The sequence below is a fragment of the Promicromonospora kroppenstedtii DSM 19349 genome (assembly GCF_000515355.1).
Classification (GTDB): Bacteria; Actinomycetota; Actinomycetes; order Actinomycetales; family Cellulomonadaceae; genus Promicromonospora; species Promicromonospora kroppenstedtii.
Genome location: NZ_KI911686.1, coordinates 141783 through 157539 on the forward strand (window position 1 = coordinate 141783; position 15757 = coordinate 157539).

Sequence of the window (15757 nt, forward strand, 5' to 3'; positions counted from 1 at the left end):
CGGCGCCTGGGGCATCGCCGTGCTGGCCGCCTACCGGGCCTCGGCGGCCGGCGGGGCCACCCCGGCGCAAGACCTGGGCACCTACCTGGGCACCGAGATCTTCGCGGACGCCGCGCTCGACGTCGTCGAGCCCGACGCCGACGACCTGGCGGGCTTCACCGCCTTCCTGGAGCGCTACAGCGCGGGCCTGGCGATCGAGCGTGCCGCCGTCGCCGGGCTCCGCACCCGAGACACGACGCAGGAGAGCGACCGATGAGCAAGACACTGACCGACTACTCGCAGGCGGTCCAGGAAGAGGTGGCGCGCGTCCGGGCCGTCGTCTCGGACCTGCACGCCGAGCTGCCGCGCTGGGACCTGGTGGTCTGGACGGCGGGCAACGTGTCGCAGCGCGTGCCGAACGCGGACGTGCCGGACGGCAGCGCCGACCTGTTCGTCATCAAGCCGTCGGGCGTCTCCTACGACGACCTGACACCGGCCGACATGGTGGTCTGCGACCTCGACGGCAACCTGGTGGACGGCACGCGCGCGCCGTCGTCCGACACCGCGGCGCACGCCTACGTGTACACGCACATGCGCGAGGTGGGCGGCGTCGTCCACACCCACTCGACGTACGCGACGGCCTGGGCCGCGCGCGGTGAGGAGGTGCCGTGCGTGCTGACGATGATGGCCGACGAGTTCGGCGGGCCGGTCCCGGTGGGGCCGTTCGCGATCATCGGCGACGACTCGATCGGCCGCGGCATCGTCGAGACCCTCAGCGGCCACCGCAGCCCGGCCGTGCTGATGCAGAACCACGGCCCGTTCACCATCGGCAAGGACGCACGCGCCGCCGTCAAGGCCGCCGTCATGGTCGAGGAGGTGGCCCGCACGGTGCACGTCGCCCGGCAGCTCGGCGACCCCCTGCCGATCGAGCAGCAGCACATCGACGCCCTCTACGACCGCTACCAGAACGTCTACGGCCAGCAGGCCGCCACGAGCACGGAAGGACAGGCATGAGCACCAAGCCCTACGCGGACCGTGAGGTCTGGTTCCTCACCGGGAGCCAGGACCTCTACGGCGAGGAGACCCTGGCCCAGGTCGCGGAGCAGTCCCAGGAGGTCGCCCGCGCGCTGGACGCGTCGTCCGACGTGCCGGTCAAGGTCGTCTGGAAGCCCGTCCTGAAGGACTCGGCCGCGATCCGCCGCGCCATGCTCGACGCCAACGGCGACGACAAGGTGCTGGGCGTCATCACCTGGATGCACACCTTCAGCCCCGCCAAGATGTGGATCGCGGGCCTGGACGCGCTGCGCAAGCCGCTGCTGCACCTGCACACGCAGGCCAACGTCGAGCTCCCCTGGGACGACATCGACATGGACTTCATGAACCTCAACCAGGCCGCGCACGGCGACCGCGAGTACGCGTACATCGCCACGCGGCTCGGCGTCGCTCGGACCACGGTCGTGGGGCACGTCTCCAACCCGGCCGTCACCCGCCGGGTGGGCACCTGGGTGCGCGGCGCGGCCGGCTGGGCCGCGACTCATGAGCTCAAGCTGGTCCGGTTCGGCGACAACATGCGCAATGTCGCGGTCACCGAGGGTGACAAGACCGAGGCCGAGCTGCGGTTCGGCGTCTCGGTGAACACCTGGGGCGTGAACGAGCTGGTCGCGGCCGTGGACGCCGTGGAGGACGCCGCGATCGACGCCCTGGTCGCGGAGTACGAGGAGAGGTACGACGTCGCCCCGGAGCTGCGGGCCGGCGCCGAGCGGCACGACTCGCTGCGGTACGCGGCGCGCCAGGAGCTCGCCCTGCTCGGCTTCCTCGAGGCGGCCGGCGCCAAGGCGTTCACCACGAACTTCGAGGACCTCGGCGCGCTGCGTCAGCTCCCCGGCCTGGCCGTCCAGCGCCTCATGGAGCAGGGCTACGGCTTCGGCGCCGAGGGCGACTGGAAGACGGCGGTGCTCGTGCGCGCGGCCAAGGTGATGGGGCAGGGCCTTCCGGGCGGGGCCAGCCTCATGGAGGACTACACCTACGACCTGACCCCGGGCTCCGAGCTCATCCTCGGCGCGCACATGCTGGAGGTCTGCCCGTCGCTGACCACCTCGAAGCCGCGCATCGAGATCCACCCGCTCGGCATCGGCGGCAAGGAGGACCCGGTCCGCATGGTGTTCTCCGCGGACGCCGCCGAGGGTGCCGTGGTGGTCTCGCTCGCCGACATGCGCGACCGGTTCCGCCTGACGGCGAACGTGGTCGACGTCGTCACGCCGCCGCGCGACCTGCCGAACCTGCCCGTCGCCCGCGCCATGTGGGCGCCGCGGCCGTCGTTCGAGATCTCGGCCGAGTCGTGGCTGACGGCGGGCGGGGCGCACCACACCGTCATGTCGACCGCCGCGGGCATCGAGGCGTTCGAGGTGTTCGCCAACATCGCGCGCACCGAGCTGCTGGTGATCGACGAGGACACGACGCGCCGCGGCTTCGCCGACCAGGTGCGCCACAACCAGGCGTACTACCGCCTGGCCCAGGGCCTCTGACCCTGGCTCCAGCGCCGGCCGAGCGTGTCGAGACCCGGGTCTCGACACGCTCGACCAGCAGTAGGGATCAGGAGCTGCCCGCCGTCGCCGCGCCCGTCGTCGCCACCATGGTCGCGACCATCACCGCGTTGACCTCGTCGATCGCCCGCTTCACCGCTTCGCCGGCCCACTGCGACCCCGAGATCTCCTTCGCGCGCCGCTTGAGCACCCGCCGGTCCTGGTCGGGGAAGACCTTGCGGGTCAGGTCGGTCGCGTGCAGCAGCGAGACCAGGGCCGCCGTCGCCTCGTCCAGGTCCGCGGTCCCGGTCAGTGCCGCCAGCACCCGCTCGCGGACGGCGGTCTCCGGCGCCGGGTCGTGCGCCGGCCAGGTGGTGCTCGGGAACAGCCCGAGCACCTTGACCTGCTCCTCACGGAGCACGCCTCGGGCCGCCAGCCCCTGCTGCAGCGCGTCGCGCAGCGTGCGGGCGAAGCTGCCCTGACCGAGCTTCCGGATCGCGTCCTTGGGCCTGCGGCCCTCGAGCAGGTCCAGGATCTCGCGCTCCAGCGGGTCGGACGGTGCGGCCCGGCCGGTCGCGCGGAACCGGCCCTTCTGACCACCGTCGACGCCGTCAGACACGCCGAGCGCGCCCCGCAGCGTGAGCCCAGCGACGGCAGCGCCGGCGAGTGCGAACTGCAGGTGCTGCCCGCTGAGCAGGGGGCGTCCCGAGGCGTCGTCGAGCGCGAGGAGCAGGTACTCCTCGGCGAGGCTGAGTTCCATCGCGGTCTCCCGGTCGTCGGCGTCGTGAGGGCTGGGCCCTCGGGACCAGCAGACCACGGGCGGCGCGGCCACGGGATCCGCCGCGGGGATGACAGCGGCCCGCCGCAGGGCGGAGGCGCGCTGGCCGAGGGCGGTCCGACGCACAGTTCGGGATTGGCCGGACTTGGGAGTTTCGTTCCTCTAACGGGGCGAAAGCGGCAGACTCGTTACCGGAATGTGACGTGTCCACCTGTCTGCCTGGTATTTGTGAGCGCTAACATTCCAACCGGGCACAAAGCCGCAAGCACTCGCACGATGCCGTGCGAGATCTCAAGGAGGAGACATGGCACGCACGACCCTGACCCGTACCGTTCTGGCCGCAGTGTCGGCAGCCTCGCTGTTCGCCCTCGGTGCGTGCAGCTCGGACGCAGGCACGGAGCCCGCGGGCGGCGGCGAGACGGCCGCCGCCGACGACGGCGTCATCACGCTCGGTTTCTCCCAGGTGGGCGCGGAGTCCGGCTGGCGCGCCGCCAACACGAAGTCGATCCAGGACACGCTCACCGCGGAGAACGGCTTCGACCTCAAGTTCTCCGACGCGCAGCAGAAGCAGGAGAACCAGATCCAGGCCATCCGCTCGTACATCACGCAGGGCGTGGACGTCATCGCGTTCTCCCCGGTGGTCGAGACCGGCTGGGACGCCGTCCTCCAGGAGGCCAAGGCCGCGGGCATCCCCGTGATCCTCACGGACCGCGCCGTCGACTCCAGCGACGAGACCCTCTACGAGTCGTTCATCGGCTCCGACTTCGTCAAGGAGGGCGAGATGGCCGGCGAGTGGGTGGCCGAGCAGTACGACGGCGAGGGCTACAAGGCCGTCGAGCTGCAGGGCACCACCGGTGCCGCTCCGGCGATCGACCGCAAGGAGGGCTTCGCGTCCGCCATCGAGGGCACCGACATCGAGCTCATCGACAGCCAGACCGGCAACTTCACGCGCGCCGAGGGCAAGACGGTCATGGAGGGCTTCCTGAACGCCCACGACGACATCGACCTCGTGTTCGCGCACAACGACGACATGGGGCTCGGCGCGATCGAGGCCATCGAGGCGGCCGGCCTGACGCCGGGCGAGGACATCAAGATCGTCACGATCGACGCCGTCAAGGACGGCATGCAGGCGCTCGCCGACGGCAAGATCAACTACATCGTCGAGTGCAACCCGCTGCTCGGCCCGGACCTGGCGGACATCGCCAAGAAGGTCCTCGCCGGCGAGGAGGTCGAGAAGCGCATCGTCGTCAAGGACGAGGCGTTCGACCAGGCGGCGGCCAAGGAAGCGCTGCCCACCCGCGAGTACTGACCCCCGCCGCCGGCCGCTCGTGGTCGGCCCGCCCCGTGCGCCGGTCGAGCTCTGCTCGCCCGGCGCACGGGCTCGCCGCCCGTGAGCCACGCACGTAAGAAGGTCGAGGATGACCCAGCAGAACACACCACCCGTCGTCGAGATGACCGGCATCAGCGTCGAGTTCCCGCCGGTCAAGGCCCTCGACGGTGTCGACTTCAGCCTCCGCCCCGGCGAGATCCACGCCCTCATGGGCGAGAACGGCGCGGGCAAGTCCACCCTGATCAAGGCCCTCACGGGCATCCACTCGCCGACGGCGGGGACCATCCGCGTGGACGGCGTCGAGCGCCGGTTCTCCGGCCCCGCCGACGCCCGGGCGCATGGCGTGAGCACCGTGTACCAGGAGGTCAACCTCTGCGAGAACCTCACGGTCGCGGAGAACATCATGCTCGGCGCGGAGCCGCGCGTGCTGGGCGGCCTGAACTGGCGGGCGATCCGCCGGCAGGCGGCGACGCACCTGGAGCGGATGGGCCTGGACATCGACCCGGGCTCCTCGCTGGGGTCGCACTCGCTGGCGGTGCAGCAGCTCGTCGCGATCTGCCGGGCCACGGTGGGGGACTGCAAGGTGCTGATCCTCGACGAGCCCACCTCCAGCCTGGACACCGACGAGGTGGCCCACCTGTTCACCGTCATGCGCGCCCTGCGCGACGACGGCGTCGCGATCCTGTTCGTGAGCCACTTCCTGGACCAGGTCTACGAGGTCTCCGACCACATGACGGTGCTGCGCAACGGCACCCTCGTGGGCGAGTACGTGACCGCCGACCTGCCCGCGTCCGAGCTGGTGCAGCACATGATCGGCCGGTCCATGGACGTGCTGGAGGCCGCCGAGGAGGTGCTGGAGCAGGCCGAGCGGCCCGCCGACGCGACCCCGCTGCTCCAGGTGGTGGGCCTGGGTCGCAAGGGTTCGGTGCAGCCGTTCGACCTCGACCTCTACGAGGGCGAGGTGGTCGGCCTCGCCGGGCTGCTCGGCTCGGGCCGCACGGAGCTGGCGCGCCTGCTCACCGGCGCCGACCGAGCCGACACCGGTGAGGCCCGCGTGGCCGGCCGGCCGACGCGCCTGCGCAACCCGCGCGCGGCCATGCGCCACCGGATCGCGTACACGTCCGAGGACCGCAAGGGCGAAGGCGTCGTGGACGGCCTGACCGTGCGGGAGAACATCGTGCTCGCCCTCCAGGCGGAGCGCGGCTGGATGCGGCCGCTGCCCCGCAAGCAGGTGGACGAGCTGGTGGCGAAGTACATCCAGCAGCTCGGCATCCGGCCCGCCGACCCGGAGGCGCTGCTGCGCAACCTGTCCGGCGGCAACCAGCAGAAGGTGCTGCTCGCCCGGTGGCTCGCCACCGCCCCCAAGCTGCTTGTGCTCGACGAACCGACGCGCGGGATCGACGTCGGCGCCAAGGCGGAGATCCAGAAGCTGGTGGCCGAGCTGGCCGCCGACGGCATGTCCGTCGTCTTCATCTCCGCCGAGCTGGAGGAGGTGCTGCGCATCTCGCACCGCATCGCGGTGCTGCGTGACCGCCGCAAGGTGGCGGAGATCGACGGCAACCGCGCGTCGATGGACCAGGTGGTCGAGCTCATCGCGGGAGGTGGGGCAGCATGAGGGACGTACTGCGGCACCATCTGTTCTGGCCCGTGGCCGCGCTGGTCGCGCTGCTGGTCGCCAACACGGTCGCCCGGCCGAGCTTCCTGGCGGTCACCGTCCGGGACGGGCACCTGTTCGGCGCCCCGATCGACATCCTGCGCACGACGGCGCCCCTGCTGCTCGTCGCCCTGGGCATGACCCTGGTCATCGCGACGCGCGGCATCGACCTCTCGGTCGGCGCGGTGGTCGCTGTCTCGGGGGCTGTCGCGCTGTCGCACATCGCGTCGTCGCCGAACCCGGACTCGCCGGTCACCGTGCTCACCGCCATCGCGCTGGCCCTGGTGCTGTGCCTGCTGCTGGGCGTGTGGAACGGGTTCCTGGTCTCGGTGCTCGGCATCCAGCCCATCATCGCGACACTCATCCTGATGACGGCGGGCCGCGGCGTCGCCATGCTCATCACCGGCGGCATGATCACCACCGTCAACAGCGCCCCGTTCAAGGTGCTGGGCTCCGGCTTCTGGCTCGGCCTGCCCGTGGCCGCCGTCATCGCGTTCGGCGTCTTCGCCGTGGTCGCGTTCGTCGTGCGGCGCACCGCGCTCGGCATGCTGCTGGAGGCAACGGGCATCAACCCGGCCGCCAGCCGGCTTTCCGGCGTGCGGTCCCGGACGCTGACCTGGACCGTGTACACGGCGTCGGGCTTGTTCGCGGGCCTGGCCGGTCTGCTGATCAGCGCCGACACCATGGCTGCGGACGCCAACAACGCCGGCCTGTTCATCGAGCTCGACGCGATCCTCGCGGTGGTGATCGGCGGCACGGCGCTCTCGGGCGGCAAGTTCAACCTGTCCGGCACCCTGGTCGGCGCGCTGGTCATCGCCACCCTGGAGCGGACCGTCACCGTGCTCGGCATCTCGCCGCTGGTCACGCCCCTGTTCATGGCCCTGGTCGTCATCGCGGTGACGCTGCTGCAGTCGCCCCGGATGCGGGAGCGGCTCACGGCGGCCCGACGGCGCCAGGTCATGGCACCGGCCGAGCCGCCGTCCACCGCACGCCCCGACTCGACCCCCGACTCGACGGAGGTGAAGGCCTGATGACGACGTCGGCCCCCGCGCCCGGCGCGGCCCCCACGGAACCCGTGGCCCCCAGGGCCCGTGCCCGGAAGCTCCCGGCCCGGCTCGACCGGCGCTACCTGCCGGTGCTGGGCACGTTCGTGGTGCTCGCCCTCATGCTCATCGTGGGCGGCACCCGGTACGAGAATTTCCTGACGCCCGCCGTGATCTCCAACCTGTTCATCAACAACGCGCACCTCATCGTGCTCGCGGTGGGGATGACCTTCGTCATCCTCACGGGCGGCATCGACCTGTCGGTCGGGTCGGTGCTGGCGCTGTCCACGGTGATCACTGCAGCCCTGCTGCAGGCCGGCCTACCCGTGCCCGTGGTGCTCCCCCTCTCGGTGGGCGCCGGGACGGTGATCGGCCTGGCGCACGGCGTCATGATCCACTACTTCCAGGTGCAGCCGTTCGTGGCCACGCTCGCGGGCATGTTCCTCGCGCGCGGGCTGTGCTTCCTCATCGCGCCCGAGTCCATCGCGATCGACGACCCGTCGTTCGTGGCGCTCGCCAGCTGGGTGCAGATCTTCGGCGAGTGGCGCATGACCTCCAGCGTGCTCATCGCGCTGATCGTGGTGGGCCTCGGCTTCCTGGTGCTGCACTTCACGCGGTTCGGCCGCACCGTCTACGCGATCGGCGGCGGCGAGCAGTCCGCCCTGCTCATGGGCCTGCCCGTCGCCCGCACCAAGGTGCTCGCGTACGTCGTCAGCGGCACCTGCGCCGGGCTCGGCGGGCTGCTGTTCGCGATGTTCTCCCGGTCCGGCTACTCGCTGACCGGCGTGGCGATGGAGCTCGACGCCATCGCGGCCGTCGTCATCGGCGGCACGCTGCTGACCGGCGGCACCGGGTTCGTGCTCGGCTCCGTGCTGGGCGTGCTCGTGCTGGGCCTGATCCAGACCATCATCACCTTCGAGGGCACCCTCAGCTCCTGGTGGACCAAGATCGTCATCGGCGTGCTGCTGCTGATCTTCGTGGCCCTCCAGCGGGTGCTGAGCCTCCGCCGCACCTGACGACGTACCCCGCCCCCGACGTGCCGCACCCGTTGCGCCGAGTCGGGGGCGGGGTCCGACCCATCCGACAGCCACAACGACGTGACGAAAGGAATTACAACGATGAAGAGATCGACGAGACGCCGGACCGCCCTCGTGGCGGCCGCACTGAGCCTCGGGCTGGTCGCCCCCGCGGTGGCGGCGGCCACGACCCCGGCCGCGCCCACCTCGCCGTCGGGCACCGCCGACCACGCCGCCTACTTCTTCCCCTACTTCACCGGTGAGTCCACCGCCGACGGCGAGACCATCTCGTTCGCCGTCTCCAACGGGCCGGACCCGCTGGAGTGGACCACGCTGAACGGCGGCGAGCCGGTGCTCTCCTCCGACCTCGGGACCAAGGGGCTGCGCGACCCGTTCCTGATCCGCGGCGGCGACGGCACGTACTACCTGCTCGCCACCGACCTGCAGATCTACGGCGGCGGCAACTTCGGCGACGCCCAGGAGACCGGCAGCCGCTCGATCATGGTCTGGGAGTCCACCGACCTGGTGAACTGGGGCGAGCAGCGCGAGATCGAGCTCGCGCCCGAGAACGCCGGCAACCTGTGGGCACCCGAGGCGTACTGGGACGAGGCGGCGGGCGAGTTCGTCGTCTACTGGGCCTCGGCGCTCTACCCCGAGGACGTCCCGCCCGCCGACCGCGACATCCGCGACTCCTACCAGCGCATGCTCTACGCGACCACCACCGACTTCGAGACGTTCTCGGAGCCGCGGCCCTGGATCGACGAACCGCAGGGCGACGGTCTCGGCATGATCGACTCCACCGTCCAGGAGGAGGACGGCGTCTACTACCGCCTCACCAAGGACGAGTCGTACATGGGCATGCGACAGGAGTCCTCCACCGACCTGCGCCGCACCCAGGGCGTGACCGAGGGCGACGGCTGGGACCTGATCAAGGAGCGCGTCGGATTCGGGCAGCCCAACCCGTGGGGCGGCACGTTCACCGGCGGCGAGGGTCCCACGCTGTTCCCGTCGCTCACCGACGACCGCTGGTTCCTTCTCCAGGACCAGCCGAGCTACCACGGCGGCCAGGGGTACATGCTCTTCGAGACCGACGACCTGAGCAGCGGGGAGTGGACCGCCAACCTCGACGCGATCCTGCCCGCCAGCCCCCGGCACGGCACCGTGCTGCCGATCTCCGCCGAGGAGCGTGACCGCCTGCTGGCCGCGTACCCACCCGCCGAGACCCCGGTCCAGGAGCACACGCTCGACGTCGACGCCGCGGCGTCCGGTACCGAGATGAGCGACGACCTGTACGGCGTCTTCTACGAGGACATCAACTACGCCGCCGACGGCGGCCTGTACGCCGAGCTGGTCCGCAACCGGTCCTTCGAGTTCGCCGCGACCGACAACGCGAGCTTCACGGGCATGACCGGCTGGGACGTGGTGCAGCGCGGGTCGGCCGGTACCGCACGCGTCGAGTCCGAGCGCGGCCAGTGGCTCAACGACAGCAACCGCGCCTACCTGGCGGTCCAGGCCGACGGCCCCGGCGTCGGCGTGCGGAACGCGAGCTACAACGAGGGCTTCGCCATCGAGAAGCGCAAGAAGTACGACTTCTCGGTGTTCGCCCGCGCCGAGCGCGGGCAGCGCCTCACCGTCAGCCTGGAGTCACCCGACGGCGGGACCACCTACGCGTCCGCCACGGTGACCGTCAACGGCTCCGACCGGTGGAAGAAGCACACGGCCACCCTCACCGCGAACCGCACCGTCAACGACGCCCGGCTCGTGGTCACCGGCGGCGCTCGCGGCACCCTGCGCCTGGACATGGTCTCGCTGTTCCCGCGCGACACCTGGGTGGGCCCGGTCAACGGGCGGTCGCCGCTGCGCGCGGACCTCGCCCAGAAGGTCGCCGAGCTGGAGCCGTCGTTCCTGCGGTTCCCCGGCGGCTGCGTCACCAACGTCGGCACCTTCGACACGTACCTGGAGTCTGACGGTGCCGACCGCCGTCGGACCTACCAGTGGAAGGAGACCATCGGGCCGGTCGAGGAGCGGCCCACGAACTGGAACTTCTGGGGTTACAACCAGACCTACGGTCTGGGCTACCTGGAGTACTTCGAGTTCGCGGAGGACCTGGGCGCCACGCCGCTGCCGGTGCTCTCGGTGGGCGCCAACGGCTGCGGCAGCACCATCCCCGAGATGACCGACGACGTCCGCATCGACCGCTGGGTGCAGGACACGGTGGACCTCATCGAGTTCGCCAACGGGTCAGTGCGCACCAAGTGGGGCAAGGTGCGTGCCGCGCTGGGCCACCCCGAGCCGTTCGGCCTGAAGTACATCGGGTTGGGCAACGAGGAGAACACGGACACGTTCCAGGCCAACTTCCCGCGGTTCCGCGACGCCGTCGAGGCGGCGCACCCGGAGGTCACCGTGATCTCGAACTCCGGCCCGGACGACACCGGCGCCCGGTTCGACGAGCTGTGGGAGTTCAACCGCGAGCAGGGCGTCGCGATGGTCGACGAGCACTACTACAACGACCCGTCGTGGTTCCTGTCGAACACCGAGCGGTACGACTCGTACGACCGTGAGGGCCCGCACGTGTTCCTCGGCGAGTACGCCTCACGGGGCAACGCGTGGTCCAACGCGCTGTCCGAGGCCGCGTACATGACCGGGATCGAGCGCAACGCCGACCTGGTCGAGCTCGCCTCCTACGCCCCGATGTTCGCCAACGAGGACTACGTCCAGTGGTCCCCGGACATGATGTGGTTCGACAACGACGAGTCCTGGGGCTCGACGTCGTACTGGACGCAGAAGATGTTCATGACGAACACGGGCGACCAGATGGTCCCGTCCACGCACGACGGCCCGGAGGAGACCCCCGCCGACATCTCGGGCGGCGTCTTCGTGTCCACGTGGAACACCCGGGCGGCGTACGACGACGTCGTGGTCACCGACAACGCGTCCGGCGACGTGCTGTTCTCGGACTCGTTCGACGACGCCTCGGGCTGGGACCCGCAGTCCGGCTCGTGGGCGGTGGCCGACGGCGAGTACGTGCAGTCGGCGGGTGACGTCACCGACGCGCGCTCGATCATCACCGACGCCTACGCCAAGGACTGGGACAACTACACCCTGGAGCTGGACGCCCGGAAGCTGGGCGGCAGCGAGGCGTTCCTGATCGGCTTCGCAGCCGGCGGGCGGGACGACTTCTACTGGTGGAACCTCGGCGGGTGGAACAACACCCGGCAGGCGCTGCAGCGGGCCGACAACAGCTCGGCGAACGAGGTCGCGGCCGTGGAGGGGCACTCGATGGAGACGGGCCGCGACTACCACGTCAAGGTTGTGGTCTCCGGGCGCACCATCAAGCTCTACCTCGACGGCGAGCTGCAGATGACCTATACAGAGCCGACCACCGAGTCGCTGTACCAGGTGGTCACGCGCGACGAGCGCACCGGTGACCTGGTGCTCAAGGTGGTCAACCCGTACGAGTCGGTCGCGCGCACCTCGGTGTCGCTCGCCGGGGCGAAGGTGGACCCCCGGGCGTCCGTCACGGAGATGAGCGGGGCGCCGTCGGCCCGGAACACCAAGACGCAGCCCGAACGGGTGGTACCCGTCGAGACCCGCACCCGGCTCGACGTGTCCCGCTCGGGCGGCGGCTCGGCGTTCACCTACGACTTCCCGGCCCACTCGATCACTTTCCTGAGGCTTCACGAGCGCTAGCAGCTTTCGCGCCCACGGGACCACCGCCAGCCCGTACGGTGGTCCCGTGAGCAAGCTGCCCGAGGACGTCCGGGAACGCCCCATGCCTGACCCTGCCGAGCTGCGCCAGCTGGTCGCCGACCTGCGCCGCCTGGTCCTGACCTACAAGTTCGGGATCGACGAGGTCATGACCAAGATCTCGATCCTGCGGGACGAGTTCCGGCACATGCAGAACTACAACCCCGTGGAGCACGTGGGGTCGCGGCTCAAGTCGTTCGAGTCGATCGTCGCCAAGTGCCGGCGCAAGGGCATCCCGCTGACGCCGGACGGCGTGCGCGACCAGATGTTCGATATCGCCGGGGTGCGGATCACCTGCAGCTTCGTCAATGACATCTACCTGGTGCGCGACATGCTCCTGGCACAGTCCGACCTGACGCTGCTCGAGGAGCGGGACTACATCAAGCACCCGAAGGCGACCGGCTACAAGTCGCTGCACCTCATCGTGCAGATCCCGGTCTACCTGTCCGACCGGGTGGAGAAGGTCATCGTCGAGATCCAGCTGCGCACCATCGCCATGGACTTCTGGGCGAGCCTGGAGCACAAGATCTACTACAAGTACGACGGCGACGTGCCCCGGCACCTCACCGACTCGCTCAAGCTCGCCTCCGACGTCGCGTGGTCGCTCGACACCTCGATGGAACGCATCCACGACGAGGTCAAGGCGATCTCGGGTGACGAGGAGCCGGTCGCGAGCCGGCACAACCTGCACACGCCGGAGGAGATGCTGCGCGACTTCTGGCGCGCTGCGGAGGCTGACGGCGGGTTCGGCTTCGACAGCGAGACCTGACCCCCTGCCGAGGTGTCAGACGTACAGGTCACCGGAGTGACCTGTACGTCTGACAGGTCCTCAGGACGTGAGGGTGCCCGACAGCGCTGTCCACGACTCCGGCGGCAGCGTCACCGTCGTGGTCGTGCCGTCGCCCCCGGCGACCCGGCCGGCGACGTCGAACGCGCCCCAGTGCGCCTGGGCCACCTTCTCGGCGTGCTCCGGGCCGGCGACGGCGGCCTCGTGGTCGGCGGTCATCGACCAGCCCGCCGTGACATCCAGCGCCGCGCCCGGGTGCGCCAGCTCGACCTCGACCGGCTCGGGGGAGCGGTTGGTCAGGAACAGGGCCACGGCGCCGTCCGACAGCGTGGCGGCGGCCGTCACCGACGGCACCTCGCCGTGCGCCTTCGTGGTGATGCCCGGCGTCGTCACGCGCAGGTCCAGCGCCTCGCCCTGGGCCAGCCGCGCCGTCGTCGCGAACGGGTGGAACGTGGGCTGCCGCCAGGCCTCGCCGCCCGGCTCGGTCATGATCGGCGCGATCACGTTGACGAGCTGGGCGAGGCACGCGACCGGCACGCGGTCGGCGTGGTTCAGCAGCGTGACCAGCAGGTCGCCCACCACGACGGCGTCGAGCCCGGAGTAGACGTCCTCGATGATGCGGGGCGCGTCCCGCTGGATCGGCAGGTTCTCCTCGCCGGGGAACCGGGTCGTCAGGTACCAGACGTTCCACTCGTCGAACGAGATGGTGATGCGCTTGTCCGAGCGGCGCTGCGCGCCCACGGCGTCGGCCGAGGCCACGACCCGCTCGATGAACCGGTCCATCGCGGTGCCCGAGCCGAGGAACGACGCGCGGTCGCCGTCGACCTCCTCGTAGTAGGCGTGCATCGAGATGTGGTCCACCAGGTCGTAGGTGTACTCCAGGACCGTGCGCTCCCACTCGCCGAACGTCGCCATCTGCATGGACGACGAGCCGCACGCCACCAGCTCGATCGACGGGTCCACGAGCTTCATCGCGGCGCCCGCGTTCCGGGCGAGCCTGCCGTACTCGTGCGCGTCCTTGTGGCCGATCTGCCACGGGCCGTCCATCTCGTTGCCCAGGCACCAGAGCTTGACCCCGTAGGGCTTCTCGCGGCCGTTCGCGATGCGCAGGTCGGCCCAGCGGGTGCCGGCCTCGCCGTTGCAGTACTCCAGGAGCGCCACGGCCTCCTCCACACCGCGCGTGCCGAGGTTGACCGCCATCATCGGCTGGATGTCCTCGCGCTCGGCCCACTGCAGGAACTCGTCGGTGCCTACCAGGTTGGGCTCGACGGTGCGCCAGGCCAGGTCGAGGAACGGCTTGCGCTGCTCCACCGGCCCGACGGCGTCCTCCCAGCGGTAGTTGGAGACGAAGTTGCCGCCGGGGTAGCGGACGGTCGTGACGCCCAGCTCGCGGGTCAGTTCGGCGACGTCACGGCGGAATCCGTGCTCGTCCGACGTCGGATGGCCGGGCTCGTGGATGCCCGTGTAGACCGCGCGGCCCAGGTGCTCCACGAACGAGCCGAACAGGCGGCGGTCGACGGTGCCTACGGTGAAGTCGGGGTGCAGCAGGACGCGCGTGCGGGAGGTCGTCATTGTTCCTCGCTGGTCGGTCGGTGGTTCTACAACGTTGCACACTAGCGGATGGACGACGCGGTAGCGATGCTCGTCCTCTACCCTGTGGAAAAACTCGCCGACCGGAGGCTGGCAGCGTGGCCGTGACGATGCACGACGTGGCGCAACGCGCAGGCGTCTCGATCAAGACCGTGTCGAACGTGGTGAACGGCTATCCGTACATCCGCGCCGCCACCAAGGAGCGCGTCGAGGCGGCGATCGACGAGCTCGGCTACCGCGTCAACATGTCGGCCCGCAACCTCCGCACGCGCCGCACGGGTCTGATCACCCTGGCCGTCCCGGAGCTGTCCCTCCCGTACTTCGCCGAGCTCGCGGACGCTGTCATCTCCGCCGCCGACGCCGCCGGCTGGACCGTGCTCATCGAGCAGACCAGCGCGAGCCGCGAGCGGGAGACCGAGGTGCTCTCCGGCCGCCGCCGCCACCTCACGGACGGGCTGATCTTCTCGCCGCTGGCGCTCGGGCCCGACGACATCGGCCTGTTCTCCGTGGACTTCCCGCTGGTGATCCTCGGCGAGCGCGTGTTCGGCGCGCCCGCCGACCACGTGACCATGAACAACGTGGCCGCGGCGAAGGCGGCGACGCTGCACCTGGCGTCGCTCGGGCGGCGTCGGATCGCGGTGATCGGGGCGCACGAGGGGGAGCGGGTCGGCTCCGCCGCGCTGCGCACGGAGGGCTACCGCGCAGGGCTGGCCGAGGCCGGGCTGCCCTTCGACCCGGAGCTGGTGGGCGAGGCGGGCCTGTGGCACCGCTCGACGGGCGCCGAGACGATGAGCCGGATGCTGGACGACGGGGTGGAGATCGACGCCGTCTTCGCCCTCAACGACGCACTGGCACTCGGTGCGCTGCACGCCCTGCACGCGCACCGGATCGACGTGCCGGGGCAGGTCGCGCTCATCGGGTTCGACGATGTCGACGACGCGAAGTACTCCGTGCCCGCGCTCTCGTCTGTGGACCCCGGGCGCGACCAGATCGCGCACACCGCGGTGGAGCTGCTGCTCGAGCGCATCGGTGCGTCCGGTGATCCGGCGCCGTTCCGCAGGGTCGTGCCGGACTCCAAGATCGTGGGACGCGAGTCGACGGGCGAGCCGGGCGACGTGGTGGACGTCCAGCCGGGCGGCACCGAGCAGGTCGCCGTCGACATGACCTGGGCCTGACGAACTACCGATCACCGCACTACCTCTTGCCACGGCGGCATGGTTGCCGGTAGAACGGTGCCCGGCGTTCCTACAACGTTGAAAAGTGACCCGGCGACGATGCCGGGTGCTCCGCGGTCCCCGACCACGGAGCACC

Annotated in this window: 11 protein-coding genes and 1 pseudogene; 10 read left to right on the forward strand and 2 right to left on the reverse strand. The window is 70.5% G+C overall.

The window, feature by feature from the left end; genetic code table 11:
• The 3 genes and pseudogenes from PROKR_RS15280 to araA all read left to right on the forward strand — a co-directional run.
• Positions 1-256: pseudogene (locus PROKR_RS15280) on the forward strand (ATPase); the annotation flags it as partial.
• The gene (locus PROKR_RS15285; protein ID WP_036964484.1) at positions 253-993 is read left to right on the forward strand and encodes an L-ribulose-5-phosphate 4-epimerase; all 741 of its coding nucleotides are present in this window, start codon (positions 253-255) and stop codon (positions 991-993) included. The pseudogene PROKR_RS15280 and the gene PROKR_RS15285, both read left to right, overlap by 4 nt.
• The gene (araA, locus tag PROKR_RS15290; protein WP_036964485.1) at positions 990-2504 is read left to right on the forward strand and encodes an L-arabinose isomerase; all 1515 of its coding nucleotides are present in this window, start codon (positions 990-992) and stop codon (positions 2502-2504) included. The genes PROKR_RS15285 and araA overlap by 4 nt, the downstream gene beginning before the upstream one ends.
• A 67-nt stretch (positions 2505-2571) precedes the next feature.
• Here araA and PROKR_RS15295 read toward each other — a convergent pair whose 3' ends face one another.
• Entirely contained in the window at positions 2572-3261 is a 690-nt protein-coding gene (locus PROKR_RS15295) for a GOLPH3/VPS74 family protein (RefSeq protein WP_036964682.1), read from the reverse strand.
• 322 nt (positions 3262-3583) lie between these two features.
• Here PROKR_RS15295 and PROKR_RS15300 point away from each other — a divergent pair, with 322 nt between their 5' ends.
• From PROKR_RS15300 to PROKR_RS15325, 6 genes are all read left to right on the forward strand, one after another.
• Complete coding sequence (locus PROKR_RS15300; RefSeq protein ID WP_142032580.1) at positions 3584-4588, forward strand: ABC transporter substrate-binding protein; 1005 nt, start codon at positions 3584-3586, stop codon at positions 4586-4588.
• A gap of 109 nt (positions 4589-4697) precedes the next feature.
• Complete coding sequence (locus tag PROKR_RS15305; RefSeq protein ID WP_036964486.1) at positions 4698-6224, forward strand: sugar ABC transporter ATP-binding protein; 1527 nt, start codon at positions 4698-4700, stop codon at positions 6222-6224.
• Positions 6221-7294 carry an ABC transporter permease gene (locus PROKR_RS15310; RefSeq protein ID WP_051433028.1) on the forward strand — a complete coding sequence of 358 codons (1074 nt, stop codon included), beginning with the start codon at positions 6221-6223 and terminating at the stop codon, positions 7292-7294. The genes PROKR_RS15305 and PROKR_RS15310 overlap by 4 nt, the downstream gene beginning before the upstream one ends.
• Positions 7294-8322, forward strand: a complete 1029-nt coding sequence (gene yjfF / locus PROKR_RS15315) for a galactofuranose ABC transporter, permease protein YjfF (protein ID WP_211240150.1) — start codon at positions 7294-7296, stop codon at positions 8320-8322. The genes PROKR_RS15310 and yjfF overlap by 1 nt, the downstream gene beginning before the upstream one ends.
• A gap of 102 nt (positions 8323-8424) precedes the next feature.
• On the forward strand, positions 8425-12012 hold the full coding sequence (locus tag PROKR_RS15320) for an alpha-L-arabinofuranosidase C-terminal domain-containing protein (protein ID WP_211240151.1): 3588 nt from the start codon (positions 8425-8427) through the stop codon (positions 12010-12012).
• Between the two features lie 46 nt (positions 12013-12058).
• A complete protein-coding gene (locus tag PROKR_RS15325) occupies positions 12059-12838 on the forward strand; it encodes a GTP pyrophosphokinase (RefSeq protein ID WP_036964487.1) in 780 nt (259 codons plus the stop codon).
• Positions 12839-12898: 60 nt separating this feature from the next.
• Here the strand turns inward: PROKR_RS15325 and arfA are convergent, their stop codons facing one another.
• On the reverse strand, positions 12899-14428 hold the full coding sequence (gene arfA / locus PROKR_RS15330) for an arabinosylfuranosidase ArfA (protein ID WP_036964488.1): 1530 nt from the start codon (positions 14426-14428) through the stop codon (positions 12899-12901).
• Between the two features lie 128 nt (positions 14429-14556).
• Between arfA and PROKR_RS15335 the strand changes: the two genes are divergently transcribed.
• Positions 14557-15621, forward strand: a complete 1065-nt coding sequence (locus PROKR_RS15335; protein ID WP_051433050.1) for a LacI family DNA-binding transcriptional regulator — start codon at positions 14557-14559, stop codon at positions 15619-15621.
• The last annotated feature ends 136 nt before the right edge of the window (positions 15622-15757 follow it).

What these genes read in the sequence shown, in the direction of transcription:
- PROKR_RS15285 (WP_036964484.1), top strand. Translation starts at nt 253, where the DNA reads ATGAGCAAGACACTGACCGACTACTCGCAGGCGGTCCAGGAAGAGGTG.
- araA (WP_036964485.1), top strand. Translation starts at nt 990, where the DNA reads ATGAGCACCAAGCCCTACGCGGACCGTGAGGTCTGGTTCCTCACCGGG.
- PROKR_RS15295 (WP_036964682.1), bottom strand. Translation starts at nt 3,261, where the DNA reads ATGGAACTCAGCCTCGCCGAGGAGTACCTGCTCCTCGCGCTCGACGAC.
- PROKR_RS15300 (WP_142032580.1), top strand. Translation starts at nt 3,584, where the DNA reads ATGGCACGCACGACCCTGACCCGTACCGTTCTGGCCGCAGTGTCGGCA.
- PROKR_RS15305 (WP_036964486.1), top strand. Translation starts at nt 4,698, where the DNA reads ATGACCCAGCAGAACACACCACCCGTCGTCGAGATGACCGGCATCAGC.
- PROKR_RS15310 (WP_051433028.1), top strand. Translation starts at nt 6,221, where the DNA reads ATGAGGGACGTACTGCGGCACCATCTGTTCTGGCCCGTGGCCGCGCTG.
- yjfF (WP_211240150.1), top strand. Translation starts at nt 7,294, where the DNA reads ATGACGACGTCGGCCCCCGCGCCCGGCGCGGCCCCCACGGAACCCGTG.
- PROKR_RS15320 (WP_211240151.1), top strand. Translation starts at nt 8,425, where the DNA reads ATGAAGAGATCGACGAGACGCCGGACCGCCCTCGTGGCGGCCGCACTG.
- arfA (WP_036964488.1), bottom strand. Translation starts at nt 14,428, where the DNA reads ATGACGACCTCCCGCACGCGCGTCCTGCTGCACCCCGACTTCACCGTA.
- PROKR_RS15335 (WP_051433050.1), top strand. Translation starts at nt 14,557, where the DNA reads ATGCACGACGTGGCGCAACGCGCAGGCGTCTCGATCAAGACCGTGTCG.